Raw genomic sequence first — 21,101 nt, forward strand, 5'->3', positions numbered from 1 at the left:
CCCCTATGGCGTGCGGGGACGGGCGGGGCGCGCCGTCACCCTTCTGCATTCCCCCCGCCCGGCGGAGAAATGCGGAAAGGGCGGGAATTCCCGGGAAACCGGGCAACCGGGCAACCGGGCATTCACCTGCCGGGCGCTTTGGATCTACCCGGCGGTAAACCCGCTCAGCACTCCTGGACCACCGCGCTCAGCAGCTCCACGGACACATCCGCGGGATACCCCGTCGTCGGTCCGGTCCGGCGCGCGAATTCCCGTACGCCGGCCAGCTGATCGGGTCCGAAGCGGAAGTCGAGCGTCGTGAAGTACCGCTCCAGCAGCTCCGCGTCGAAGGCCTCCCAGCGGGCCGCCTGCTCGGCGACCTTGGTGACCTCTTCGAGGGAGAGGTCACGCGAGGCGAGGAAGGCCTCGTGGACCTTCTGCACGACGGCGGGCTCCCGGGCGAGGTAGTCCTTGCGGGCGGCCCAGACGGCGAAGACGAACGGCAGTCCGGTCCACTCCTTCCACATGTGCCCCAGGTCGTGGACGGTCAGTCCGAGCCTGGGCGCGTCGTGGAGCGAAGCCCGCAGCGCGGCGTCGCCGATCAGCACGGCGGCGTCGGCCTCCTGCATCATCAGGCCCAGGTCGGGCGGGCAGGTGTAGTAGTCGGGCCGTACCCCGTACTGCTCGGAGAGCAGGAGCTGGGCGAGGCGTACGGACGTACGGGAGGTCGAGCCGAGGGCGACGCGAGCTCCGTCGAGCTGCTCCAGCGGGACCTGCGAGACGATCACGCAGGACATCACGGGGCCGTCGCAGCCGACCGCGAGGTCGGGGAAGGCGACGAGCCGGTCGGCGTTGCGGAGGAATTCGACGAGGGTGATCGGGGCGATGTCCAGCTCCCCGTCGACCAGTCTCTGGCTGAGCTTCTCGGGGGTGTCCTTGGTCAGCTCCAGGTCCAGCAGCGTGCCGGTTCTGGCGAGCCCCCAGTAGAGGGGCAGGCAGTTCAGGAACTGAATGTGGCCGACGCGGGGCCGGCTGCGGTAGACGTCCACATCGCGAGACTAGTCCCACGGTCCGCGTCAGCCTTGAGGCGGGTCTCAAACGTCCGGGTGACGTGATCTTTCCCTCTGGTCTCGGCCGCATGGTGCGTGCTAGGCTCGCCGCAAGTTGCAGTTTGGTTTCCCTTGCAGTACGAGGCCTGCGGAGAATGTGACCCGCAGGCTTTTGTAGTTTTCAGACTTCTTAGCAGGTTCTGGAGCAGGGCGACCCTTTGGCCCATAGGAGGGCTCATGGCTACCGGAACCGTGAAGTGGTTCAACGCTGAAAAGGGCTTCGGCTTCATCGCCCAGGACGGCGGCGGCCCGGATGTCTTCGTCCACTACTCCGCGATCAACGCCTCTGGCTTCCGCTCCCTCGAGGAGAACCAGCAGGTCAACTTCGACGTCACGCAGGGTCCGAAGGGCCCGCAGGCGGAGAACGTCACCCCGGCCTAGTCGCCAGGGCCAACCTCATCGCGGGTTGGAAAAGCAGTACCCAAGGAGCCCTGTCCCCTCTGCGCGAGCAGAGCGGCAGGGCTCCTGCCTTTCCCCTCCCGGGTGGGGGGACGACCTGGGCCCGCACCGTGTGGACGGTGCGGGCCCAGGGGCGTGGAGCGGGTTACTTCGGGGTGGCGGCCGGGGTCGGGGCCGTGATCTCGATGTCGAGGATCAGGGTCACGTCCTCCGGGGTGACCAGGCGGAGCTGGTAGGTGCCCGGGGCGAGGTCCGCCTCCGTGAAGATCTCCGGCAGGACGATCCGGCCGTCGGCCGCGGTCTCCGGCAGGGTCAGACCGAAGACCTTCTTGCCGGTCTCGTCCTTGAAGTACGGGCCCTTCGCGGTCGCCGGGTCGGCCGGCACCCACTTGCCGTCCTTCTCCTGGCCGAAGCCCGCGACGACACCGGACACCGCGACGGCCTTGCCCTTGGCCGTGGCCCGGACCTCGATGCCCTTGATGCTCTTGCCGGCGACCGCCGCAAGCGGCTTCGAGCCGTCCGGGCGGGCGAGCAGGTCGGCGGCCGGGGCCGTGACCTTGCCTGCGAAGTTCACGGTGAGCCGGCTCGTGGTGTCGTAGGCCGAGGCGCGCAGGGTGAAGGTGCCCGCCGTGGCGCCGGCCTTCAGGCCGGGCGCGGCGGCGATGCCGTCGGTGCCCGTCTTGACCACGAGGGACTTCGCCGTCCCGAAGAGGGTGCCGGTGGCGTCCTCCTCGACCGCGAAGATCACCTCCCGGCCGGCGGCGGGCTTGCCGTCGCTGAGGAGCAGCTTGACCTTCGGGACCACGGTGAAGGCCGTGCCCGCCTCGGCGGTGAGGCCGGGACCGTCGAGCACCGTCAGATGGGCCAGGTGCGGGGCCGGCTTCTCCGGGGTGGGGGTCGGGGTCGGCGTCGGGGTGGGGGTCGGCTTGGGGGTGGGCGTCGGCGTCGGCTTGGGGGCCGGCGTCTGCGTGACCGGGTTCTGCGGACGGGGCGTGGGCAGGGTGCCCGGCTGCTGCGGCGGGTAGTTCCCGACGGGCGGGTTGGCCACCTCGGTGGCGCCCTGCTGGTACTGGCGCATGTAGCCGAGCACGGTGTTCACGTACTCGCGGGAGTTGTTGTAGCTGAGGATGGCCTTGTCGAGCTCGGCGGCCACGGAGAGGTTCCGGTCGCCCGCGCACAGGTAGAGGCCGGCACCCAGCGCCGCGTCGTAGATGTTGTTGGGGTCCCGCTTGGCGTCGCCGTTGCCGTCGGCGCCCCAGGTACTCCAGGTCGACGGGATGAACTGCATCGGGCCGACGGCGCGGTCGTAGACCACGTCCGCGTCCCACTCGCCCCGGTCCGTGTCGCGGATCTCGGCGAAGCCGTTGCCGTCGAGGCGCGGGCCGCGGATCGGCTTCTCGGTGTAGCCGTCGGCCTTGAGGCCGTAGCCGGAGGCGTGGACGGACTCGACCCGGCCGATGCCCGCGAGCAGCTGCCAGGGCAGCTTGCAGCCGGGGAGTGCGGCCGCCACGGACACCTCGGCGCGGTGGTAGGCGTCGAGGGCGGTCGCGGGTATCCCGCTGGCGCCCTCCTGCGTGCCCGTACCCGCGGCGGGCGGCGGGTCGGCGACGATGTCCGGCAGGTCCAGTCGGGCGTCACCGCGATCGGTGGCCTGCGGACTGTCCGGGGTCGGTTCGGACTCTCCCGCATCTGCGGTCGACGGAGTGGACACGACCGCGGCAGTGGTCAGGCTGGCCGCGAGCGCGGCCGTGCACAGGACCTTGCGCGAGGTGTTGACGAGGTGGCGGTGAAGCGGCTTCACAGTGCGGCAATCCCCCCAAGGAGCCGTTCAGAGGTATACGGCCGGAGCGACCGTGAATATCCACTGTCTATCAGGTATTCCGACCCGACTCGCCGTGCGCCCGGCAGATGTGACGCACCATTCGTCTCGCCTTTACCGGGGCCTGACGACAGAACGGACAACGCTGTCAACTCTCCGTCCGAAATGGCCCGATGACAACCTATTTCCAGCCAGACCCCGTCCGTTCGGATGGCCGAACACCCCCGCAGCCCCACAACTGCCGCCCGCCCGGCGGCCGCCACGCACAGCGCCCCGAAACCGCTCCACACGCCGCCACGGCCCGCACACGGGGATGTGATGCAGATCACTCAAGTGGGAGCGTGAGGACCGATGCATTCCGAGGCGCCCGGCGGTCTCCCTTGTGTACCCACCGACCCGAACGGAAGAGGAACGCATCCCATGCGCATCGTCATCACCGAATTCATCAGTCTCGACGGCGTCGTGCAGGCCCCGGGCGGTCAGGGCGAGGACAACGACGGCGCCTTCGCCCACGGCGGCTGGTCGCACCCCTTCTTCGACCCGGAGGTCGTCGGCGGCTCCTTCACCGAAGCGCTGGAGAAGGCCGAGGCGCTGCTCTTCGGGCGCCGCACCTGGCAGACCATGGCCGCGGCCTGGCCCGAGCGGGCCGGTGACCCCTTCGCGGACCGGATGAACAGCGTCCCGAAGTACGTCGTGTCCGAGACCCTGGGCGATGACGAACTGACGTGGAACAACACCACGCGCATCGACGGCGCCGAGGCCGTCGCCCGTATCCGCGAGCTGCGCGACGGCCAGGGCGGCGACCTGGTGGTCATGGGCAGCCCGACCCTCGTCCGCACCCTGCTGAGCGAGGGCCTCCTCGACGAACTCCGGCTCATGGTCATGCCGGTGCTGCTGGGCGGCGGAAAGTCGATCTTCCCGGAGGACGGCGGCCTGCACACGCTCGAACTGGTCTCCACGGCCATCAGCCCGGCGGGCGTGCACGTCTGCACCTACCGCCCGGCCGCCAAGGGCTAGGCGGGGCGGGGCAGGGCGCGATGGGGCGGGGCGGGGCGGGGGCGTCGACGGGTCCGGCCGTCAGAAGACGGCGGTCCCGATCCCGACCAGGATCCCGGCCGCCGCCGCCAGCACGACGGCGGCGAACAGACCGACCAGGGACAGCAGGAAGTAACCCTCGCCGTTCTCCACCGTGCCGCTGCGCGCACAGGCGAACAGCCAGGCCGCGAGCGTCAGGAACGGTACGAGCAGCAGGCCGCCGGCCGTGCCGAAGTTGAACACCGCGCCCCCCGACAGCTCGTACGCCCTGCCCCCCGCCGTCCGCACCTCCACCTGGGTGCCCCGCCGGTACTCGTCGGCGGCGGTGTCCAGCACCATCTCGCGCGCCGCCTCCCCCGGCCGCCGGGGCGTGTACCAGCCCGTGCAGTCGGTGCCGGTCGTGTAGCCCTAGGCGTCGGCTGCCTCGTAGCAGCGGCTGACCGAGAGGACCCCGTCGACGGGCCCGAAGCCGAGTACGGCGCCCATCTGCGGCCCGGGCAGCACCCACATCAACCACCCGGCCACCGCGAGCGTCACGACCACCCCGGCCCCGGCCGCCCCCCGCCCCAACCCCCGCACACCAACGCGCACAACGCCCCCTCTCCCGTGCAGGCCGATACCCACGAGGGAGGTGCCGTAACGCGGCGGGGCGGCTGCGGGATGGTCGGGAGCCACCGCCTGGCGTTCCGCCACCTCCCGGGTCCGGGAGTGGGGGCCCGGGCGGTGTCAAGCCCCGAATTGCAGTGGCGTGACGGGGCGGGGGCGGCGGGGGCGCAATGGTCGTACGAGGTTCGGCTCCGCAGGCGGGCCGCCACCGCTCCCCGCAGCGCCAAGGAGAACGTCATGACCAGCATCCACCGTCTCGCCCTCCTGAAGGCCGCCATCGCCGTGGGAGCCCTGCGCGTGGCGCCCGGCCTGGTCGGAGACTCCGTGGGGCGCGCCGCGACCGGCACCCTCATCCCCATGCGGCCCGAGTCCCAGGGCGGGACCGGGCACTCCGTGCGGGCGTCGCTGCGCAGCCGCTGGTCCGACGTCGCCTGAGGCGGCGGCGGGGCCGCCCCGGGAGCACCGTCGTCGGTGCTCCCGGGGCGGCCCCGTCGGCGTGTCAGGCCGCGGGGGTCCGGGGCGGGCGGCGCAGGACGGTGGCGGCGACTGCCAGGGCGGCGACGAGGAGGGCCGCGCCGACCGCGAAGGCCAGGTGGTAGCCGCCGGTCAGGGCCTCGGAGGCGGGGCGGCCGGCCGCGGTGAGGGACTCGGTGCGGGAGGCGGCGAGGGTGGAGAGGACCGCGACGCCGAGGGCCATGCCGATCTGCTGGGTGGTGTTGAAGAGCCCGGAGGCCAGGCCCGCGTCCTCTTCCTTCGCTCCGGACATGCCCAGGGAGGTGAGGGCGGGCAGGGCGAGGCCGAAGCCGGCGGCGAGGAGCATCACGGGGAGCAGGTCGGTGAGGTAGTGGGCGTGCTCGGCGTTGCCGGGGACCCGCGTGAGCAGGCCGAGTACGCCGATCAGGAGGACGAGCCCGGTCAGGAGGACCCTGCGTTCGCCGAAGCGGGCGTTGAGGCGGGCCGAGACGGCCAGGGAGACCACGCCGATGGCGGCGGCGGCCGGCAGCATCGCGAGGCCGGTCCCGGCGGCTCCGTATCCGAGCACGTTCTGCATGTAGAGGGCGACGAGGATCTGGAAGGAGAACAGGGCGGCGACCATCAGCATCTGCACCAGGTTGGCGCCGGTGACGCTGCGCGAACGGAATATCCGCAGGGGCATGAGCGGATTGCGTGCGGTGGCCTGGCGGACGAGGAATCCGGCGAGCAGGGCGAGGGAGAGAGCGCCGAGGCCGAGCGTGTGGGCCGAGGCCGCTCCGTACTGGTCGATCTTGACGACGGTGTAGATCCCGAGCATCAGCCCCGAGGTGACGAGCAGCGCGCCGAAGGTGTCGGCGCCGGCCTTCAAGCCGAGGCCGCGGTCGCCGGGGAGGGTGGGGAGGGCGACGAGGAGTGTCGCGATGCCGATGGGCAGGTTGATGAGGAAGATCCAGTTCCAGGTGAGTGCGTCGGCGAGGACGCCGCCGAGGACCTGGCCGATCGAGGCGCCGGCGGCACCGGTGAAGCTGAACACCGCGATGGCCTTCGCCCGTTCGCGGGGCGCGGTGAAGAGCGTGACGAGGATGCCGAGGCTGACCGCGGAGGCCATCGCGCTGCCGACGCCCTGGAGGAAGCGGGCGGCGATGAGGACCGTGGGAGATGCGGCGGCGCCCGCCAGGAGGGACGCGGCGGTGAAGAGTCCGGTCCCCGCGAGGAACATCCGCTTGCGGCCGATCAGGTCGCCGAGGCGGCCGGCGAGCAGGAGCAGGGAGCCGAAGGCGATGAGGTAGGCGTTGACGACCCAGCTCAGCCCGGCCGGGGTGAAGCCGAGGTCGTCCTGGATGGCCGGCATGGCGACGGTGACGATGCTGCCGTCGAGGACGGTCATGAGCATCCCGGTGGCCAGGACGCCGAGGGCGAGCCGGCGGGAAGTGCGCACGGTCGGTGCGGCTGCGGTCGGTACGGCTGCTGGTGCGGAAGTGGCAGACATCGCGGTCTCTCCTGTCGTCGGGAGCCAACAGGAGAGACCGTAGCAGATAGTTTTGTTGCAGACTATCTTCTACGGACCCGGATTCCCGCCGCCGCCCTTCTCGCCGTCACCCCTTCTGGCGCGCCCTCCGAGCCGGCCGCGGTCCCTCGACCGGGGTCTCCAGATGGCCGGTGACCAGCCGGTTGAGCGCCCGGAGCAGCACCTCGCGCTCAGCGGCGGGCAGGGAGTCGAGGGCGCCCGCGTGGACGCCGTCGACGATCTTCTGGCTCTCCTTCGCGACCTTCGCCCCCGCCTCGGTCACCGCGATGATCCGCGCCCGCCGGTCGGTGCTGGACGGACGGCGCTCGGCCAGGCCGGCCTTCTCCAGCGCGTCGACGGTCACCACCATCGTGGTCTTGTCCATGTCCCCGATCTCGGCGAGCTGCGCCTGGGTGCGCTCTTCCTCCAAGGCGTGGACGAGCACGCAGTGCATCCGCGGGGTGAGCCCGATCTCGGCGAGCTGCGCGCTCATCCGGGTGCGCAGTACGTGACTGGTGTGGTCCAGGAGGAAGGACAGGTCCGGTTCGGTGCGGGTGGGTGCCATGGCTGTCATGTCAGCCAGCGTAACGAAACTCGATCCGTCGCGGATTATCGACAGACGGACGACCTGTGGTGCGACCGGGGCCAACCATGGCCGCTCACGCCTCGCGCGGCCCTCGGTACAGCTCGTCGATGCGGTCGGCGTAGTCGCGTGCGATGGCGCCCCGCCTGAGCTTCAGCGACGGGGTCAGATGACCGCGCGCCTCGGTGAAGTCGCCCGTCAGGACGGCGAAGCGGCGGATCGACTCGGCCCGCGACACCAGCTGGTTCGCCTCGTCGACGGCCCGCTGGAGGTCTGCGAGCAGCTCTTCGTCCCGGACGAGCTCCCGCATCGGCACGTTCTGCTTCTTCCGCATCTGGCGCCAGTGCCCCAGCCCGTCCGGCTCCAGGGTGATCAGCGCGGCGATGTACGGCCGGTTGTCGCCGACCACCATGCACTGCCCGACCAGCGGGTGGGCCCGCAGCCAGTCCTCCAGCGGCGCCGGGGCGACGTTCTTCCCGCCGGAGGTGATGATCAGGTCCTTCTTGCGGCCGGTGATGGTGAGGTACCCGTCGGCATCGAGCTCCCCGATGTCCCCGGTGGCCAGCCAGCTGCCGTACGGGAGCGCCTGCCCGCTGTTCCAGTAGCCCGCGAAGACGTGCCGCCCGCCCAGAAGCACCTCCCCGTCCGGTGCGATCCGCACCGCCGTGCCGGGCAGCGGCCAGCCCACGGTGCCGAGCCGGGGGCGCAGCGGCGGGGTCACGGTGCTGGCCCCGGTCGTCTCCGTGAGTCCGTAGCCCTCGAAGACCTCGATGCCCGCGCCGGTGTAGAAGGCGGCGAGTCTGCGCCCCAGCGGTGATCCGCCGCTCAGGATGTAGCGGACGCGGCCGCCGAGCGCGGTCCGGATCCGCCGGTAGACGAGCGGGTCGTACAGGGCCCGGGCGGCGCGCAGGACCGGCCCGGGGGCCTTGCCCTCGACGCTCTCGCCGATGCGGCGGGCGATGCGGGCGGCCCGGTCGAAGGAGGAGGCGCGGCCCATCTTCTCGGCGGTGGCGCGGGCGGTGTTGTAGACCTTCTCCAACACGTAGGGGATGGCGAGCAGGAAGGTCGGGCGGAAGCCGGCGAGGTCGGCGAGGAGGTCCTCGGTACGGATGCTGGGCGCGTGCCCGAGCTTGACGCGGGCCCGCAGGCAGCCGACCGCGACCATCCGGCCGAAGACGTGGCTGAGCGGCAGGAACAGCAGGGTCGATGCGGGGTCCTTGCTGGCGGACTTGAAGACGGGGTGCAGCAGCTCGATGGAGTTGTCCACCTCGGCGAAGAAGTTGGCGTGGGTGATGACACAGCCCTTGGGCTGCCCGGTGGTGCCGGAGGTGTAGATGAGGGTCGCGACGGAGTCCGGGGTCCGGTTGGCCCGCCGCGCGTGCACGAGGGCCTCGGGGATGCGCTCCCCCGCCTTCACCAGCCGGCCGATCGCGCCGGTGTCGAACTCCCAGAGGTGGGCCAGCCAGGGCAGGTTCGCCCGCTCGGCGCTGATGATGCGGGCCTGTGCGGTGTCCTCGACGGCGCAGGCCACGGCGCCGGAGTCCTGGATGATCCAGCGCGCCTGGAGGGCGGAGGAGGTCGGGTAGATCGGTACGGTGACCAGGCCCGCGGCCCATCCGGCGAAGTCGAGCAGGGTCCACTCGTAGGTCGTGCGGGCCATGATGGCGAGCCGGTCGCCCTCGCGCAGTCCCTCGGCGATCAAGCCCCTGGCTACGGCGAGGACCTCGGCCGCGAACTCGGCGGCCGTGACGTCGCGCCAGGAGCCGTCGGCCTCCTTCCGGGCGAGTACGGCTTCGTTCGGGGCCTGCGCGGCGTTCTCGAAGGGGATGTCCCCGAGGGAGCCGTGCGCGGGGACCGCGGCGAGTGGGGGTACCCGCACCTCGCGCACCACTCCGTCGACGACCGTCCGGACGGGCTCCACCAGCTTCGGCTCCGCTTCCACGGCGCACACTCCTCGGCTCACACGAGTGTTACCGCCGGTAATCTACGGAGGGTCACCGCGCCCGACCAGCCCCTGGAGCCCTTCTTCACCGACGCTCCACCCGACGCTCACCGCGAAGTCCCTGCCCCCGGCCCGGACCCCGTGCGGTCGCCGCTCGGGCCTGCGGCCGCGGCGAACACCGCTCCAGCAGCTCGGAGCGCCGGTTGGACCCGGTTTCGCGCCAGTGCGCCGTCACCCGCCAGGAGTGAGGCGGCCTTCCAGCGCCGGCGGGAGCGGGTAGGCGCGCTCTGCGGGGAAAAGCCGCCGTGCTCTGGCGGCTTGCCCGGTCTGCAGCAGCGATGCGGCCTTGCGGACTTGTGGAGTGAGGTCGGTGAGACCGACGATCCAGTCGTCGTTGAACGTACGGATCAGATGGCGGCCGATGCCGACCTGGATGCTGTAGTGGTTCAGCGGCGTACCGCGCGGCGAGCGCTCCGGGTCCCACTGGACGTGCACGGTGGCCCGGCCCACGGCCGTCGGGTCCGCAGTCGTGAGCACGGCCCGGGACAGGGCCTCCTCCCAGCCGTCGCGCGTCATCCGCACCGCGAGCACGCGCTCCTGACCGGGTCTGCGAGCCCAGTTGCTGCGGTGCATCAGCCACATGTACGACGGCTTGATCCACGTCATCCGGTGGAACGAGAACGGCTCGACGAAGCGGCCCGCCCGCAGCGCCGGCTCGGCGATGGCGGGCGCGTACGCCTGGTAGACCACGATCGTGCGGGCGTCGTAGTCGGCACGGACCTGATACTGGGATGCCATGCCGCACCCTGCCATCCGGCCCGCGCCTCCCGCGCGCCGTTTTCCCGCGCCGCCGCGCCGCCGCCCGCGCCGCCTCGCGGGTGATCGGCTGCTCCGCCGTCGATCAGTCCGGGCAGACGGGCGACGGGGCGGCCTCGACCACGAAGAAGAGGAACGTCGGCCTGCGTGAAAGGTCGTCGAAGTCGTCGGGGAACAACTCGCGGGCCGCCGGGGCCGGCTGCGGCTCGCTGATGACGGAGAGGCGGAAGCCGGCGGCGGTGAAGGCGTCGGTCATCGCGTGCAGCGGTTTGCGCCAGAACCTCATCGGGGCGCAGTGCCCGCCCAGCGTCCACTCGAAGGCATAGTCGGTGGTCGCGAAGTAGTCGGGCCGGGGGTCCTGGAAGGTGTAGGCGACGAAGGGGTGGTCCACCGAGGCGATCAGCCGGCCGCCGGGCCTGAGCACGCGCCGCAGCTCGGCCAGCGTCGGCCCCCAGTCCTCCAGGTAGTGCAGCACGAGCGATGCGACCACGTCGTCGAACTCACCGTCGCCGAAAGGCAGTCGGTCCCGCAGATCGACGCGGTGCAGCGCCGCGTCGTCACCGAGCCGCCGTCTGGCCAGGGCCAGCATCCCGGCGCTGACGTCGACGCCGGTGACGAGGGCACCGCGGTCGCGCAGGGCGGCGGACAGCGGGCCCGAGCCGCAGCCGGCGTCCAGGATCCGGCGCCCGGTCACGTCCCCGGCGAGGGCCAGGACCGCGGGCCGTTCGTAGTGGGCGTTGACGAGGCTGTTCTCGTTCTCCGCCGCGTAGGCCTCGGCGAAGCCGTCGTAGTCGTTCGCGACGCTCTCAATTCCATCGGACAAGCGTTCCATCTCCGCACCCTACGCGGCCACGACCGGTCGGCAGCGTCTGCAGCGGCCCGGGGTCGGGGCGCGGAAGGCGCGGTCGCAGCCGTCGCAGTTCTGGAGAGGGTCCGGCCGTCTGGGCGGCTGGACCACCGGGGTGGGCGGGGCGGGCGGGAGGTGCGGCGGGAGCAGGGCGGTGAGCCGGTACGCGAGGACGGACGCGGGGCGGCGCATGTCCTCGGGCAGGTCCCACGACAGGGCCCGCCGGACGGCTTCGGGGGCGACGCCGCGCTCCAGCCAGGTCGACACCAAGGGCGCGAGGCGTCGTACGTCGCGTTCGGCCAGCAGCAGCCGCGGGTCGTAGCGCCGCAGTCCGGCGAGCAGGTCGGCCGCACCCGGGTGCAGCCGCTGCCCCTCGGGAGCCGCCACGACGTCCGGCTCCGGAGCCGGGTCCGCCACGAGACGGGGCTCGTCGGCCCCCTGCGGCGCAGCCTGCGCCTCCGGCTCCGGGTCCCGGTCCGGGTCCGGCTCCGGCTCCGGCTCCGGCTCCGGCTTCGGTACGGGTTCCCGGACCGGCGGCGGCGGTGGAGGCAGCGGCGGGGGTGGTCCGTCCGAGGCGGAGCCCGGCTTGTTGTACGAGTACGTACGGGTCACCACCCGCCCGCCCTCCAGCCGTTCGCGCCGCCGCTCCAGGTAGCCGTGCTTCTCCAGCTCGCGCAGGGCGGAGGCGATCCGCACCTCTCCCTCCGGGAACCGACCGGTGAGGGCCTTGATGCCGACGGGGGCGCCGCCCGGCAGTGACTGGATGTACGCCGCGACACCGATCGCCGTCGCGGACAGCTCCCGGTGCTGGAGGAGGTGGTTGCCGACCACGGTGTAGTGACTCGCGTGCCACGTGTTGACGTGGATGACACCGGATCGGGCGGCGCCGGAGGGAACTCGGGACGTGGCGCGCGAAGGCGCGCTAGGGTGCTGGGGAGCCATTGGGAAGCTGCTACTTCCTTGTTGGTCAGGCCCTCGGCCGGGATGCCAGTCCCACCGGGGGCCGTCTCATGTCTGGAGTTGTCGCGGCGAGCATATGCCCGCCAACCCACCCGAAAGCCAGCCCAGTTGGCACCTTTCACCCGTCCGAGCGACGCGGGCCGGGTGGGTTGGTGGGTTGGTTCTTTCTCCCGGTTCTTTGGGTCTTTATGCGTCTAAGCACGCCGGGTCGCGGACCCCCGCGACCCGGCGACCAAGGAGGCCAGGGAGACCTCCGCCCACACCACCTTGCAGGGCAGCGGCCCTTCCCTGACGCCCCAACGGTCCGCCAGCGCTTCGACGATGACCAGTCCGCACCCCGCGTCGCGGATCCGCGGGATCCGGTCGCCGCGCGCGTCCGTCACCTCGATCAGCAGCGTCTCCGGGGTCGCCGTGAGGGCCAGCCGGAAGTCCCGGCCGGCCACGCGCCCATGGGTCACGGCGTTGGCGGCCAGCTCGGCCACGACATGTGCGGGCTCGACCAGGGGAAGCCCCCAGCCCCGCAGTTGCTCGACCGTCAGGAGGCGGGCGAGACGGGCGGCGCGCGGGGTCGCGGACAGCTGGACGTGGAAGTCGACGAGTTGAGGAAGCACGTCACTCAGCGTGTCCGTCCGTGCGTACCGTGAGAAGCGGCAGCGCCCGTACGTCCCGGGTTTGTCCGGAGCTTGTCCGGAGCCGTCCCGACTGTCCGGACGCGCCCGACGGGTACGAGGCGTTGCGTACATCGGCTCGTCGGAAGTGGGTGCGCATGAGCGCAGACAGTGACGGTACGGAAGAGCCCGGCTGGGACGTCGATCCGGAGGACGAACAGGGCGCGGCGGTGGTGGCCGCGCTGGGCCGCCAGCTCAGGGCGTGGCGCGAGGCGGCCGGCCTGCGGCCCGCGGACTTCGGGGCGGCCATCCAGTACGGGGAGGAGCAGGTCCGCAAGGTCGAGTCGGGCAAACGGATCCCTCGCCCCGAATACCTGGACAGGGCGGACGAGGTACTGGACGCGGGAGGCCGGATCTCCGCGATGAAGGCCGATCTGGAGCAGGTCCGCTACCCGAAGAAGGTGCGGGACCTGGCGAAGCTGGAGGCGCGGGCCGTCGAGATCGGGGCGTACCGCATCCACGGGATTCACGGCGTTCTCCAGACGGCGGAGTACGCCAGGGCACTGTTCGAAATGCGCCAGCCCGCTTACAGCCAGGACGAGGTGGAGCGGTACGTGGCCGCGCGCATGGCCCGGCGCGCCCTCTACAAGCGGAATCCGGCCCCCTCGCTCAGCATCGTCCAAGAAGAAGCGAGCCTGCGTCGGCGCATCGGAGGCACAATGGTGTGGCGCCGACAGCTCGAACGTCTGTTGGAGGTGAGCCGGTTGCGGCACGTGGCCCTGCAGGTGATGCCGATCGACCGCGAGGTCCATGCCGGCATGGACGGTGGGATCGAGGTCCTGAAGTTCGAGGACGGCACGGCCGTAGGCCGCTCGGAAGGCGCTTTCGGCGGACGCCCGGTTTCCGACCCGAGGCAGCTCCGAATCCTTGAGCTGCGCTATGGCATGATCCGGGCCCAAGCCCTCACCCCCTTGGAGTCGCGGGCCTTCATTGAGGAACTGCTGGGAGAGACATGACCGACAACCGCGAGCTCGACTGGTTCAAGAGCAGCTACAGCGACGGCAGCGAAGGTGACTCCTGCGTCGAGGTGGCCACCACCCCCGGGGTGGTCCTGGTCCGCGACTCCAAGGACGTCGAGCGCGCCCACCTGGCCTTCGGCCCGCACGCATGGGCCGGGTTCGTCGCCCACGCGTTCGACGCCTGACGGAACCGTGCGTTCCCGTTGCGCGTCTCCCGATTGACGGTCGTCAACTAGGCGGGGGATGGATGTCGTTCGACGCGGAATGGGCGCAGCACAAAGCCCTCGCCCGGTCGGCACCGGCACCGGCACCGGCGCCCGACACGGGCGGCGGCGGCCCCGCCGGGACCCTCGTGGCCGGCTCCTCCTCCATCAACGGCAACGCGAACCTCCTGATCGAGATCGCCGCCCTCCTCCACGAGGGCCGCCCCGACGGCGACGCGAGCACCATGGCCCGCGCTCCGCGCGCCCACACCGAAGTCGCCGAACAGGTCCTGCGGTTCGCGGCGTTCGCCGACGACCAGTTCAAGGACACCGTCGCCCTCTTCGCCGGCCTCGCCACCCGCCTGAAGACCACCGGCACCGCATTCGCGCGCGTGGACGACGACACCGCCCGGTCCTTCCTCGCCGGCCTCCTCTCCTCGGGGCAGTACGTACCGCCGGAGTGCAAGTGAGCAGCGGGCTCAGCCACCGTGAGGACGTCGCGTTCCTCGAAGAGTGCAGTCCGCCCCTCATCGAGCGGAACGCCGCCGAGTTCCGCCGCCTGCGCGACCTCCTCGTCCAGGTCGGCGAACCGGCCCGGCGCGCGGAGACCCGTACCGAGTGGGAGAGCGAGGGCAGCCACACGTACACCGCGCGTCTCACCGAGGCGCGCCTGCTCGTGGCCCAGACGGCCGAGGGGTACGACAAGGCCGCCAGCGCCCTGAACGCCTATGCCGCCGCCGTCACCACCGCCAAGTCCCACTACCGCAACGGCAAGCACACCGAGCGGGCGCTCGCCGCGCTCATCGACACCAAGGGCGTGGCCGTCACCAAGGTCGCGCGGGCGGCCGAGCCGATGCGCCGGTGGGAGGACATGCGCGCCACGACGGGTTTCCTGGACTTCCTGGCCGAGGCCACGATGGACGTCGACGACATCCGGGAGGAGGCGGACCGGCTCCACGACGCGGCGGGCGGCAGTTTCCACCTGGCGAAGACGGTCGAGGCGGAGGCCCGCGCCACCTGCGTGCACGCGCTGAAGCAGGCGTACGAGCTGCTCCCCGAGTTCAAGGTGCCGGGCGGCGGGGCGCGCCCCGACCTGTACGCGGCCATGGCGGACATCCGCCGGGAGGCCGCGGAGGCCGCGGCCTCCCCGCTGACGCACCTGCCCGGCAGCGGCCCGAAGCGGGAGACGGCGCCCCCGCCCGGCGACGCCGCGATGTCACCCGCGCTGCGGGACATCCGGATGCGGGTCTCGTCCCTGCCGCATGCGGACGACAGCTACTGGGACCCGCCGGGCGACGACGAGGAGCGGGCCCGCTGGATCTCCCACAACAAGGAAGTCCTCCGAGCCGCGGCCCGGCACGCCGGGCTGCCCGACGAACTCGTCGCGGGCATCGCCTGGAAGGAGATCGGCGGCCAGTACGGGTTCACCGACGACCTCACCGACACCGTGCGCGGCGCGGCCGACTCGCCGCTGGGCCCGGTCCCGGCGCGGGACCTCCCCTGGCGGCTGGGCGGGACGCCCGACGAGACCTCCTTCGGCCCGATCGCGATCCAGCTGCGCCGGGGCGCCGAGGTGCTCGGCTACGATCCGGCGCACCTCACGGACGCCCAGCGGGACCTGGTGGAGGAGTCCCTCCAGGACCCCGAGCAGAACGCGTTCATCGCCGCGGGCTTCCTGGCCCGGATCAAGACCGAGGCCGGGTACGGCGACGTGCCCGCCGAGCAGCTGACCCACGCCCAGATGCGGGAGATCGCCGCCCGCTACAACGGCGGTCCGTACTGGCAGTCGGGCAAGGCCCAGGACTACGGCGATGATTTCGGCGACGCTCTCGGCAAGGTGAAGGACGCGATGCGATGACAGACGGCCGCGGGACGACCGTCCCGGCCGGCGGTGGTCGGTGGGTGCGCTGGGCGTTCGGCCTGCCCCTCGCCCTCGTGCACGCGCTGAACGCCGTCCTCGTCTACGCCGCCGTGGCCCGGGGCCCGCAGGCCGAGTGGGACCACCAGGGCTACGAGGGGACGGCGGCGGCCGTCTTCCTCTCCCTCTGCCTGGGCCTGATCGGGACCCTGACCACGCTCGTCCCGCCCGTCCGCAAGGCGCTGGGCCCGTGGTGGTTCGCGCCACCGCTCGTACTGGGGGTGATCGCGTGGGTTCGTATCGGGACGCTCGGCTGAGGCTGCCCCGCGAGGACGTCGACCTGCCCGAGGACCGCGGCTGCCTGCGCTGGGTGCTCGGCATCCCGCTGGTGGTGCTCTACGTGCCCGCGGTGTACGCCTGCTACATCGCCCTGGCCGTGCGCCCGGACTCGCCGTACGACCAGCTGCGCGAGGACGCCCGGTTCATGGGCGGCTTCTCCCTCGTCCTGTGCCTGCTGGGCCTGCTGATCACCATCACCCCGCTCTACCGCCGCACGATGGGGCGCTGGTGGTTCGCCGCGCCCGTCCTGATCGCGACGATCGCCTACTTCCGCGCCCAGACGGTCTGACCTCCCCGTCAGCCCGTACGGCCCGACCGAACGCCGCAGCCCCCGCCCGGACGGGGGCGGGGGCTGCGGCGAGTGCGGCGGCCGGCCCGGGTGAGCCGGGCGGCCGGGTGGAGCCGGGGCGGCTCAGGCGGTCGCGGCGGCCGGCTGCGGCGTGGCCTCGACGACGGCCGGGGCGGCGGGCTCGTCCAGAGAGCCCGAGGCCGTCGCGTAGGCCTCCTTGTCCAGGATGCCCTCGCGGGCCGAGACGAGGACCGGCACCAGCGCCTGACCGGCGACGTTCGTGGCAGTCCGCATCATGTCGAGGATCGGGTCGATCGCCATCAGCAGGCCGACGCCCGCGAGGGGGAGGCCCAGGGTGGAGAGGGTCAGCGTCAGCATGACGGTCGCGCCCGTCAGGCCGGCCGTCGCGGCGGAGCCGATGACCGAGACGAAGACGATGAGGAGGTATTCCTTGATGCCCAGCTGCACGTCGAAGATCTGCGCGATGAAGATCGCGGCGAGCGCGGGGTAGATCGCGGCGCAGCCGTCCATCTTGGTGGTGGCGCCGAACGGGACGGCGAAGGAGGCGTACTCCTTCGGGACGCCGAGGCGTTCGGTGACCTTCTGGGTGACGGGCATGGTGCCGACGGAGGAGCGGGAGACGAAGGCCAGCTGGATGGCGGGCCAGGCGCCCTTGAAGAACTGGACGGGGTTGACCTTGGCGACCGTCGCGAGCAGCAGCGGGTAGACGCCGAACAGCACCAGGGCGCAGCCGATGTAGATGTCGGCGGTGAAGGTGGCGTACTTGCCGATCAGGTCCCAGCCGTACGTGGCGATCGCGGTGCCGATGAGGCCGACGGTGCCGATCGGGGCGAGGCGGATGACCCACCACAGGGCCTTCTGCAGGAGCTCCAGGGCGGATTCGGCGAGGTCGAGGACCGGCTTGGCCTTGGCGCCCAGCTGGAGGGCGGCGATGCCGGCGACGACCGCCAGGAAGACGATCTGAAGGACCTTCAGCTCGGTGAACGGCGTGACGATGTCGGTGGGCACGATGCCGGTCAGGAAGTCGATCCAGGAGCCGGTCTTCTTCGGGTCCTTGCCGTCGGCGGCGGTGAGGCCGGTGCCCGCACCGGGGTCGGTCAGCAGTCCTATGCCGATGCCGATGCCGACCGCGATCAGCGAGGTGATCATGAACCAGAGGAGGGTGCGGGAGGCGAGGCGCGCCGCGTTGTTCACCTTCCGCAGGTTGGTGATCGACACCAGGATCGCGAAGAAGACGAGCGGGGCGATGGCCAGCTTGAGCAGCTGTACGAAGATGTCGCCGGTCTTCTCCAGGGTGGTGGCGAGCCAGCTGACGTCCTGGCTGCGGGCTATCCAGCCGAAGAGGACGCCGAGGGCCAGACCGGCGACGATCTGGGCCCAGAAGGGGAACTTGAACGAGGCCTTGGCAGGGGCCTGCGGGGTCGCGGACACGGACACTCTCCGGAGGTGGCGCACGAAGTGAGGGGGGTGGTTCTGCGTGGTGTTGCGGTGCGGCAGCAGCCAGGAAGGGCCGGCCGGGACCGCTGCTGTATCGATTCAGCTCAACAGCAACAGGCCGCGGACGCGCGGCGGCAGAGGTCGACGTGCAGGCGCGTCACGAGCGGAACGCTCGTGATCATCGGGTGCGCAGCTGTGGTCAACATGTTGAACACGCTAACACTTCTCCTTTGAGAATCTCAAAGGGGCCCTTTGAGACAGCGGCGCACGGGGCCCTCTTGCGCGGGCCCGGAAAACACCAACGCCCCAGCGTTACGGGCGGTATACCCGATGCTGGGGCGGTTCGATGTGTGATGAAGCCAACTGGGGCGCTATGACCCGACGCGCGCCGCGTCGTCCGCCCGGTCCTCCTGGCTGCGGTTGGCGGCGAGCTTCTCCTTCGCACCCGCGACGCGCCCGGAGATCTGCGCGGACATCTCGTCGCGCTGCTTGCGCAGGAGGACGAAGGAGAGCGGGGCGGAGAGGACGAGGGCGAGCAGCACGACCCAGGCGCCGTTGGCGTCGCCGAGTCCGGCGGGCACCCAGCGGAGCCGGACGAGGACGGCGACGACGGCGAGGCAGCCGACGAAGATGCCCAGGCGCATCGCGGTGTATCGGATCGTTGCGCTCGGCTTGAGGGACACGGTGACCCCTTCTCTCTCGTCGTGGCGTTGGCGGTCGGTACGTCGTGCGTCGCACGGTGCCCGTCCAGTGAAGCACGCCGCAGCCCGCCCGCGGCCCGCCGGGGTGCGCGGGCGGCACACCTCGGCACCTCCCCGGCCGTGCGGCGGGCCCGTGCGCGGCCTCGGCCGTCAGTACAGCGGCAGCAGCATCGTGATGTCGTCGCGGTCGTCGCCGGGGGCCACCCGGACGGCGCCGGGGACGCGGCCGACCTCCTTGTAGCCGCAGGAGGAGTAGAAGTGCTCCAGTCCGAGGCCGCCGCGGCAGGTGAGGCGGACCGCGTCGATGCCTTCGACGGAGCGGGCGGCGGCTTCGGTCGCGGCCATGAGCTCGCGGCCGAACCCCTTGCCCTGATGACGCGGATGGACCATCACCGTGTAGGCCCACAGCCAGTGCCGCTGGAGGCGGTGCGCGTTGTGGGTGAGGAAGGAGGTGGCGGCGACCGCGCCGTCCTGGTCGCGCCCGACGAGCAGCCGGCAGGTCCCGTCGGCGACGGCGGCCAGGTGCTTGTCGAGCGAGGGGCGGACGTCGTCGTGGGTGACCGGCGGCACGAAGCCCACGGCGCCGCCCGCGTTGGAGACGTCCGCCCAGAGTTCGAGGATTCCATCACGCAGGGAGGGTCCGACGACCGGATCCAGGGTGAAAGTAAGGGTCATTCAACAAGTTTACCCATTACCTAATCCGCCCGTCCAGAAAAAGCTAAACCCCGGCCCATGGGCCGGGGTTAACTCGCCGGGAGCGGCTCTGGCGCCTCTGACGCCTTGACGCCCCTGGCGCGCGCCGGTCAGACGCGCATCGCCTGCGGGGTCTCGCGCAGGTCCGCGTCCGGGCCGGGGTACTCGCGGATGATCTCGTAGCGCGTGTTGCGCTCGACCGGCCGGAAGCCGGCCTCCCGGATCAACTCCAGCAGGTCCTCACGGCCCAGCTTGTTCGGGGTGCCGTAGTTGTCCGCGTCGTGGGTGATCTTGTACTCGACGACCGAGCCGTCCATGTCGTCCGCGCCGTGCTGGAGCGCGAGCTGGGCGGTCTGCACGCCGTGCATCACCCAGAAGACCTTCACGTGCGGCACGTTGTCGAAGAGCAGCCGCGAGACGGCGAAGGTCTTCAGCGCCTCGGCGCCGGTGGCCATCGTCGTGCGCGCCTGCAGCTTGTTGCGCACCTTGCCGTCCTGCATGTCCACGAAGTCGTGCTGGTAGCGCAGCGGGATGAAGACCTGGAAGCCGCCGGTCTCGTCCTGGAGCTCGCGCAGGCGCAGCACGTGGTCCACGCGGTGGCGCGGCTCCTCGATGTGCCCGTACAGCATCGTCGAGGGGGTCTTGAGGCCCTTCGAGTGCGCGAGACGGTGGATGCGCGACCAGTCCTCCCAGTGGGTGCGGTGGTCGACGATGTGCTGGCGGACCTCCCAGTCGAAGATCTCCGCGCCGCCGCCGGTGAGGGACTCCAGGCCGGCCTCGATCAGCTCGTCCAGGATGTCGGAGGCCGACATGCCGGAGATCGTCTCGAAGTGGTGGATCTCGGTCGCCGTGAAGGCCTTCAGCGAGACGTTCGGCAGCGCCTTCTTCAGCTCGGAGAGCGAGCGCGGGTAGTAGCGCCACGGCAGGTTCGGGTGCAGGCCGTTGACGATGTGCAGCTCGGTGAGGTTCTCCGTCTCCATGGCCTTGGCCAGCCGCACGGCCTCCTCGATGCGCATCGTGTACGCGTCCTTCTCGCCCGGCTTGCGCTGGAACGAGCAGTACGCGCACGACGCGGTGCACACGTTGGTCATGTTGAGGTGGCGGTTGACGTTGAAGTGCACCACGTCACCGTTCTTGCGCGTGCGCACCTCGTGGGCGAGGCCGCCGAGCCAGGCCAGGTCGTCCGACTCGTAGAGGGCGATGCCGTCCTCCCGGGTCAGCCGCTCGCCGGAGCGGACCTTCTCCTCCAGCTCACGCTTGAGCCCAGCGTCCATGTACCGGTCGCCTCCTCTAGATGCCTCTTGCCTGTCCTGCAAACCCTGACCAACCGTACTCTCAGGCTTCCTCGGGCAGCTCCCCGACCCGGTTCTCCCACTTCGTGGAGAGCACGATGGTGGTGCGGGTGCGCGAGACGCCCTTGGTTCCGGAGAGCTTACGGATGATCTTCTCCAGGCCGTCCACGTCGCTGGCGCGCACCTTGAGCATGTAGGAGTCGTCACCGGCGATGAACCAGCAGTCCTCGATCTCCGCGAGGTCGCGCAGCCGCCGGGCCACGTCCTCGTGGTCGGCGGCGTCGGAGAGGGAGATGCCGATCAGCGCGGTGACGCCGAGGCCGAGCGAGGCCGAGTCGACCGTCGCGCGGTAACCGGTGATGACGCCGGCCGTCTCCAGCCGGTTGATGCGGTCGGTGACGCTGGGGCCGGAGAGGCCCACGAGACGGCCCAGCTCCGCGTACGAGGCGCGACCGTTCTCCCGGAGTGCCTGGATGAGCTGCCTGTCCACCGTGTCCATTACGTGGCGCCTTCCATTATTCGGCGATCCTGCAAGTCTAGGTATAGAATCTAAGGCACACAGGGT

The 21,101-nt window shown here is 71.2% G+C and carries 25 protein-coding genes; 9 read left to right on the forward strand and 16 right to left on the reverse strand.

Going from position 1 to position 21,101, the window contains the following annotated elements:
• Nucleotides 1–164 precede the first annotated feature (164 nt).
• Complete coding sequence (locus ACZ3X1_RS15810; RefSeq protein WP_356815924.1) at nucleotides 165–1,028, reverse strand: menaquinone biosynthetic enzyme MqnA/MqnD family protein; 864 nt, start codon at nucleotides 1,026–1,028, stop codon at nucleotides 165–167.
• A gap of 237 nt (nucleotides 1,029–1,265) precedes the next feature.
• On the opposite strand from ACZ3X1_RS15810, the gene ACZ3X1_RS15815 reads away from it, so the two are divergent.
• On the forward strand, nucleotides 1,266–1,469 hold the full coding sequence (locus tag ACZ3X1_RS15815) for a cold-shock protein (RefSeq protein ID WP_007265804.1): 204 nt from the start codon (nucleotides 1,266–1,268) through the stop codon (nucleotides 1,467–1,469).
• A 163-nt stretch (nucleotides 1,470–1,632) separates the two neighbouring features.
• Here ACZ3X1_RS15815 and ACZ3X1_RS15820 read toward each other — a convergent pair whose 3' ends face one another.
• Entirely contained in the window at nucleotides 1,633–3,288 is a 1,656-nt protein-coding gene (locus tag ACZ3X1_RS15820) for a lytic transglycosylase domain-containing protein (protein ID WP_467280000.1), read from the reverse strand.
• Nucleotides 3,289–3,726: 438 nt separating this feature from the next.
• Between ACZ3X1_RS15820 and ACZ3X1_RS15825 the strand changes: the two genes are divergently transcribed.
• The gene (locus ACZ3X1_RS15825; RefSeq protein WP_467280001.1) at nucleotides 3,727–4,323 is read left to right on the forward strand and encodes a dihydrofolate reductase family protein; all 597 of its coding nucleotides are present in this window, start codon (nucleotides 3,727–3,729) and stop codon (nucleotides 4,321–4,323) included.
• A gap of 60 nt (nucleotides 4,324–4,383) precedes the next feature.
• On the opposite strand, the gene ACZ3X1_RS15830 is transcribed toward ACZ3X1_RS15825, so the two are convergent.
• Together ACZ3X1_RS15830 and ACZ3X1_RS15835 are read right to left on the reverse strand one after the other, a co-directional pair.
• A complete protein-coding gene (locus ACZ3X1_RS15830) occupies nucleotides 4,384–4,680 on the reverse strand; it encodes a hypothetical protein (protein WP_467280002.1) in 297 nt (98 codons plus the stop codon).
• A 69-nt stretch (nucleotides 4,681–4,749) separates the two neighbouring features.
• Nucleotides 4,750–4,932 carry a hypothetical protein gene (locus ACZ3X1_RS15835; RefSeq protein ID WP_467280003.1) on the reverse strand — a complete coding sequence of 61 codons (183 nt, stop codon included), beginning with the start codon at nucleotides 4,930–4,932 and terminating at the stop codon, nucleotides 4,750–4,752.
• Nucleotides 4,933–5,184: 252 nt separating this feature from the next.
• Here ACZ3X1_RS15835 and ACZ3X1_RS15840 point away from each other — a divergent pair, with 252 nt between their 5' ends.
• Complete coding sequence (locus ACZ3X1_RS15840) at nucleotides 5,185–5,382, forward strand: hypothetical protein (protein WP_467280004.1); 198 nt, start codon at nucleotides 5,185–5,187, stop codon at nucleotides 5,380–5,382.
• A gap of 64 nt (nucleotides 5,383–5,446) precedes the next feature.
• On the opposite strand, the gene ACZ3X1_RS15845 is transcribed toward ACZ3X1_RS15840, so the two are convergent.
• The 7 genes from ACZ3X1_RS15845 to ACZ3X1_RS15875 all read right to left on the reverse strand — a co-directional run bounded on the left by ACZ3X1_RS15845 (nucleotide 5,447) and on the right by ACZ3X1_RS15875 (nucleotide 12,687).
• Nucleotides 5,447–6,910, reverse strand: a complete 1,464-nt coding sequence (locus ACZ3X1_RS15845) for an MFS transporter (protein WP_467280005.1) — start codon at nucleotides 6,908–6,910, stop codon at nucleotides 5,447–5,449.
• A 106-nt stretch (nucleotides 6,911–7,016) separates the two neighbouring features.
• The gene (locus ACZ3X1_RS15850; protein WP_356814879.1) at nucleotides 7,017–7,502 is read right to left on the reverse strand and encodes a MarR family winged helix-turn-helix transcriptional regulator; all 486 of its coding nucleotides are present in this window, start codon (nucleotides 7,500–7,502) and stop codon (nucleotides 7,017–7,019) included.
• An 85-nt stretch (nucleotides 7,503–7,587) separates the two neighbouring features.
• Nucleotides 7,588–9,462, reverse strand: a complete 1,875-nt coding sequence (locus tag ACZ3X1_RS15855) for an AMP-dependent synthetase/ligase (RefSeq protein WP_467280054.1) — start codon at nucleotides 9,460–9,462, stop codon at nucleotides 7,588–7,590.
• Nucleotides 9,463–9,684: 222 nt separating this feature from the next.
• Nucleotides 9,685–10,251: a DUF4291 domain-containing protein gene (locus ACZ3X1_RS15860; protein WP_467280006.1), complete on the reverse strand. Its 567-nt coding sequence runs from the start codon at nucleotides 10,249–10,251 to the stop codon at nucleotides 9,685–9,687.
• 103 nt (nucleotides 10,252–10,354) lie between these two features.
• Nucleotides 10,355–11,101 carry a class I SAM-dependent methyltransferase gene (locus ACZ3X1_RS15865; protein ID WP_467280007.1) on the reverse strand — a complete coding sequence of 249 codons (747 nt, stop codon included), beginning with the start codon at nucleotides 11,099–11,101 and terminating at the stop codon, nucleotides 10,355–10,357.
• 9 nt (nucleotides 11,102–11,110) lie between these two features.
• Nucleotides 11,111–11,947 (reverse strand): helix-turn-helix domain-containing protein, encoded by an 837-nt coding sequence (locus tag ACZ3X1_RS15870; RefSeq protein WP_467280008.1) that lies wholly within the window; start codon nucleotides 11,945–11,947, stop codon nucleotides 11,111–11,113.
• Nucleotides 11,948–12,270: 323 nt separating this feature from the next.
• Complete coding sequence (locus tag ACZ3X1_RS15875; RefSeq protein ID WP_467280009.1) at nucleotides 12,271–12,687, reverse strand: ATP-binding protein; 417 nt, start codon at nucleotides 12,685–12,687, stop codon at nucleotides 12,271–12,273.
• A gap of 155 nt (nucleotides 12,688–12,842) precedes the next feature.
• Here ACZ3X1_RS15875 and ACZ3X1_RS15880 point away from each other — a divergent pair, with 155 nt between their 5' ends.
• From ACZ3X1_RS15880 to ACZ3X1_RS15905, 6 genes are all read left to right on the forward strand, one after another.
• On the forward strand, nucleotides 12,843–13,700 hold the full coding sequence (locus ACZ3X1_RS15880) for a helix-turn-helix domain-containing protein (protein ID WP_467280010.1): 858 nt from the start codon (nucleotides 12,843–12,845) through the stop codon (nucleotides 13,698–13,700).
• Nucleotides 13,697–13,888: a DUF397 domain-containing protein gene (locus ACZ3X1_RS15885; protein WP_467280011.1), complete on the forward strand. Its 192-nt coding sequence runs from the start codon at nucleotides 13,697–13,699 to the stop codon at nucleotides 13,886–13,888. The genes ACZ3X1_RS15880 and ACZ3X1_RS15885 overlap by 4 nt, the downstream gene beginning before the upstream one ends.
• Before the next feature lie 62 nt (nucleotides 13,889–13,950).
• Nucleotides 13,951–14,376, forward strand: coding sequence for a hypothetical protein (locus ACZ3X1_RS15890; RefSeq protein ID WP_467280012.1), 426 nt, complete (start codon nucleotides 13,951–13,953; stop codon nucleotides 14,374–14,376).
• Nucleotides 14,373–15,764, forward strand: coding sequence for a hypothetical protein (locus ACZ3X1_RS15895; protein ID WP_467280013.1), 1,392 nt, complete (start codon nucleotides 14,373–14,375; stop codon nucleotides 15,762–15,764). Before ACZ3X1_RS15890 ends, ACZ3X1_RS15895 begins: the two co-directional genes overlap by 4 nt.
• Nucleotides 15,761–16,081 carry a hypothetical protein gene (locus tag ACZ3X1_RS15900; protein WP_356814875.1) on the forward strand — a complete coding sequence of 107 codons (321 nt, stop codon included), beginning with the start codon at nucleotides 15,761–15,763 and terminating at the stop codon, nucleotides 16,079–16,081. The genes ACZ3X1_RS15895 and ACZ3X1_RS15900 overlap by 4 nt, the downstream gene beginning before the upstream one ends.
• On the forward strand, nucleotides 16,054–16,392 hold the full coding sequence (locus ACZ3X1_RS15905) for a hypothetical protein (protein ID WP_356814874.1): 339 nt from the start codon (nucleotides 16,054–16,056) through the stop codon (nucleotides 16,390–16,392). Before ACZ3X1_RS15900 ends, ACZ3X1_RS15905 begins: the two co-directional genes overlap by 28 nt.
• 123 nt (nucleotides 16,393–16,515) lie before the next feature.
• Here ACZ3X1_RS15905 and ACZ3X1_RS15910 read toward each other — a convergent pair whose 3' ends face one another.
• The 5 genes from ACZ3X1_RS15910 to ACZ3X1_RS15930 form a co-directional block, all read right to left on the reverse strand.
• Entirely contained in the window at nucleotides 16,516–17,844 is a 1,329-nt protein-coding gene (locus ACZ3X1_RS15910; RefSeq protein ID WP_390075865.1) for a dicarboxylate/amino acid:cation symporter, read from the reverse strand.
• A gap of 377 nt (nucleotides 17,845–18,221) precedes the next feature.
• Entirely contained in the window at nucleotides 18,222–18,494 is a 273-nt protein-coding gene (locus tag ACZ3X1_RS15915; protein ID WP_390075943.1) for a DUF4229 domain-containing protein, read from the reverse strand.
• Between the two features lie 207 nt (nucleotides 18,495–18,701).
• On the reverse strand, nucleotides 18,702–19,226 hold the full coding sequence (locus ACZ3X1_RS15920) for a GNAT family N-acetyltransferase (RefSeq protein WP_356814871.1): 525 nt from the start codon (nucleotides 19,224–19,226) through the stop codon (nucleotides 18,702–18,704).
• Between the two features lie 128 nt (nucleotides 19,227–19,354).
• Nucleotides 19,355–20,518: an aminofutalosine synthase MqnE gene (gene mqnE, locus ACZ3X1_RS15925; protein ID WP_030026283.1), complete on the reverse strand. Its 1,164-nt coding sequence runs from the start codon at nucleotides 20,516–20,518 to the stop codon at nucleotides 19,355–19,357.
• Between the two features lie 61 nt (nucleotides 20,519–20,579).
• Nucleotides 20,580–21,035: an Lrp/AsnC family transcriptional regulator gene (locus ACZ3X1_RS15930; RefSeq protein ID WP_030026281.1), complete on the reverse strand. Its 456-nt coding sequence runs from the start codon at nucleotides 21,033–21,035 to the stop codon at nucleotides 20,580–20,582.
• Nucleotides 21,036–21,101: the final 66 nt, after the last annotated feature.

Source organism: Streptomyces sp. NPDC023541 (assembly GCF_055559995.1).

Excerpts from the sequence above, each read along its gene's own strand:
- ACZ3X1_RS15880 (WP_467280010.1), top strand. The coding sequence starts at position 12,843 with ATGAGCGCAGACAGTGACGGTACGGAAGAGCCCGGCTGGGACGTCGAT.
- ACZ3X1_RS15885 (WP_467280011.1), top strand. The coding sequence starts at position 13,697 with ATGACCGACAACCGCGAGCTCGACTGGTTCAAGAGCAGCTACAGCGAC.
- ACZ3X1_RS15850 (WP_356814879.1), bottom strand. The coding sequence starts at position 7,502 with ATGACAGCCATGGCACCCACCCGCACCGAACCGGACCTGTCCTTCCTC.
- ACZ3X1_RS15900 (WP_356814875.1), top strand. The coding sequence starts at position 15,761 with ATGACAGACGGCCGCGGGACGACCGTCCCGGCCGGCGGTGGTCGGTGG.
- ACZ3X1_RS15825 (WP_467280001.1), top strand. The coding sequence starts at position 3,727 with ATGCGCATCGTCATCACCGAATTCATCAGTCTCGACGGCGTCGTGCAG.
- mqnE (WP_030026283.1), bottom strand. The coding sequence starts at position 20,518 with ATGGACGCTGGGCTCAAGCGTGAGCTGGAGGAGAAGGTCCGCTCCGGC.
- ACZ3X1_RS15865 (WP_467280007.1), bottom strand. The coding sequence starts at position 11,101 with ATGGAACGCTTGTCCGATGGAATTGAGAGCGTCGCGAACGACTACGAC.
- ACZ3X1_RS15930 (WP_030026281.1), bottom strand. The coding sequence starts at position 21,035 with ATGGACACGGTGGACAGGCAGCTCATCCAGGCACTCCGGGAGAACGGT.
- ACZ3X1_RS15920 (WP_356814871.1), bottom strand. The coding sequence starts at position 19,226 with ATGACCCTTACTTTCACCCTGGATCCGGTCGTCGGACCCTCCCTGCGT.
- ACZ3X1_RS15915 (WP_390075943.1), bottom strand. The coding sequence starts at position 18,494 with ATGCGCCTGGGCATCTTCGTCGGCTGCCTCGCCGTCGTCGCCGTCCTC.
- ACZ3X1_RS15860 (WP_467280006.1), bottom strand. The coding sequence starts at position 10,251 with ATGGCATCCCAGTATCAGGTCCGTGCCGACTACGACGCCCGCACGATC.
- ACZ3X1_RS15845 (WP_467280005.1), bottom strand. The coding sequence starts at position 6,910 with ATGTCTGCCACTTCCGCACCAGCAGCCGTACCGACCGCAGCCGCACCG.
- ACZ3X1_RS15830 (WP_467280002.1), bottom strand. The coding sequence starts at position 4,680 with ATGGTGCTGGACACCGCCGCCGACGAGTACCGGCGGGGCACCCAGGTG.
- ACZ3X1_RS15840 (WP_467280004.1), top strand. The coding sequence starts at position 5,185 with ATGACCAGCATCCACCGTCTCGCCCTCCTGAAGGCCGCCATCGCCGTG.
- ACZ3X1_RS15815 (WP_007265804.1), top strand. The coding sequence starts at position 1,266 with ATGGCTACCGGAACCGTGAAGTGGTTCAACGCTGAAAAGGGCTTCGGC.
- ACZ3X1_RS15890 (WP_467280012.1), top strand. The coding sequence starts at position 13,951 with ATGTCGTTCGACGCGGAATGGGCGCAGCACAAAGCCCTCGCCCGGTCG.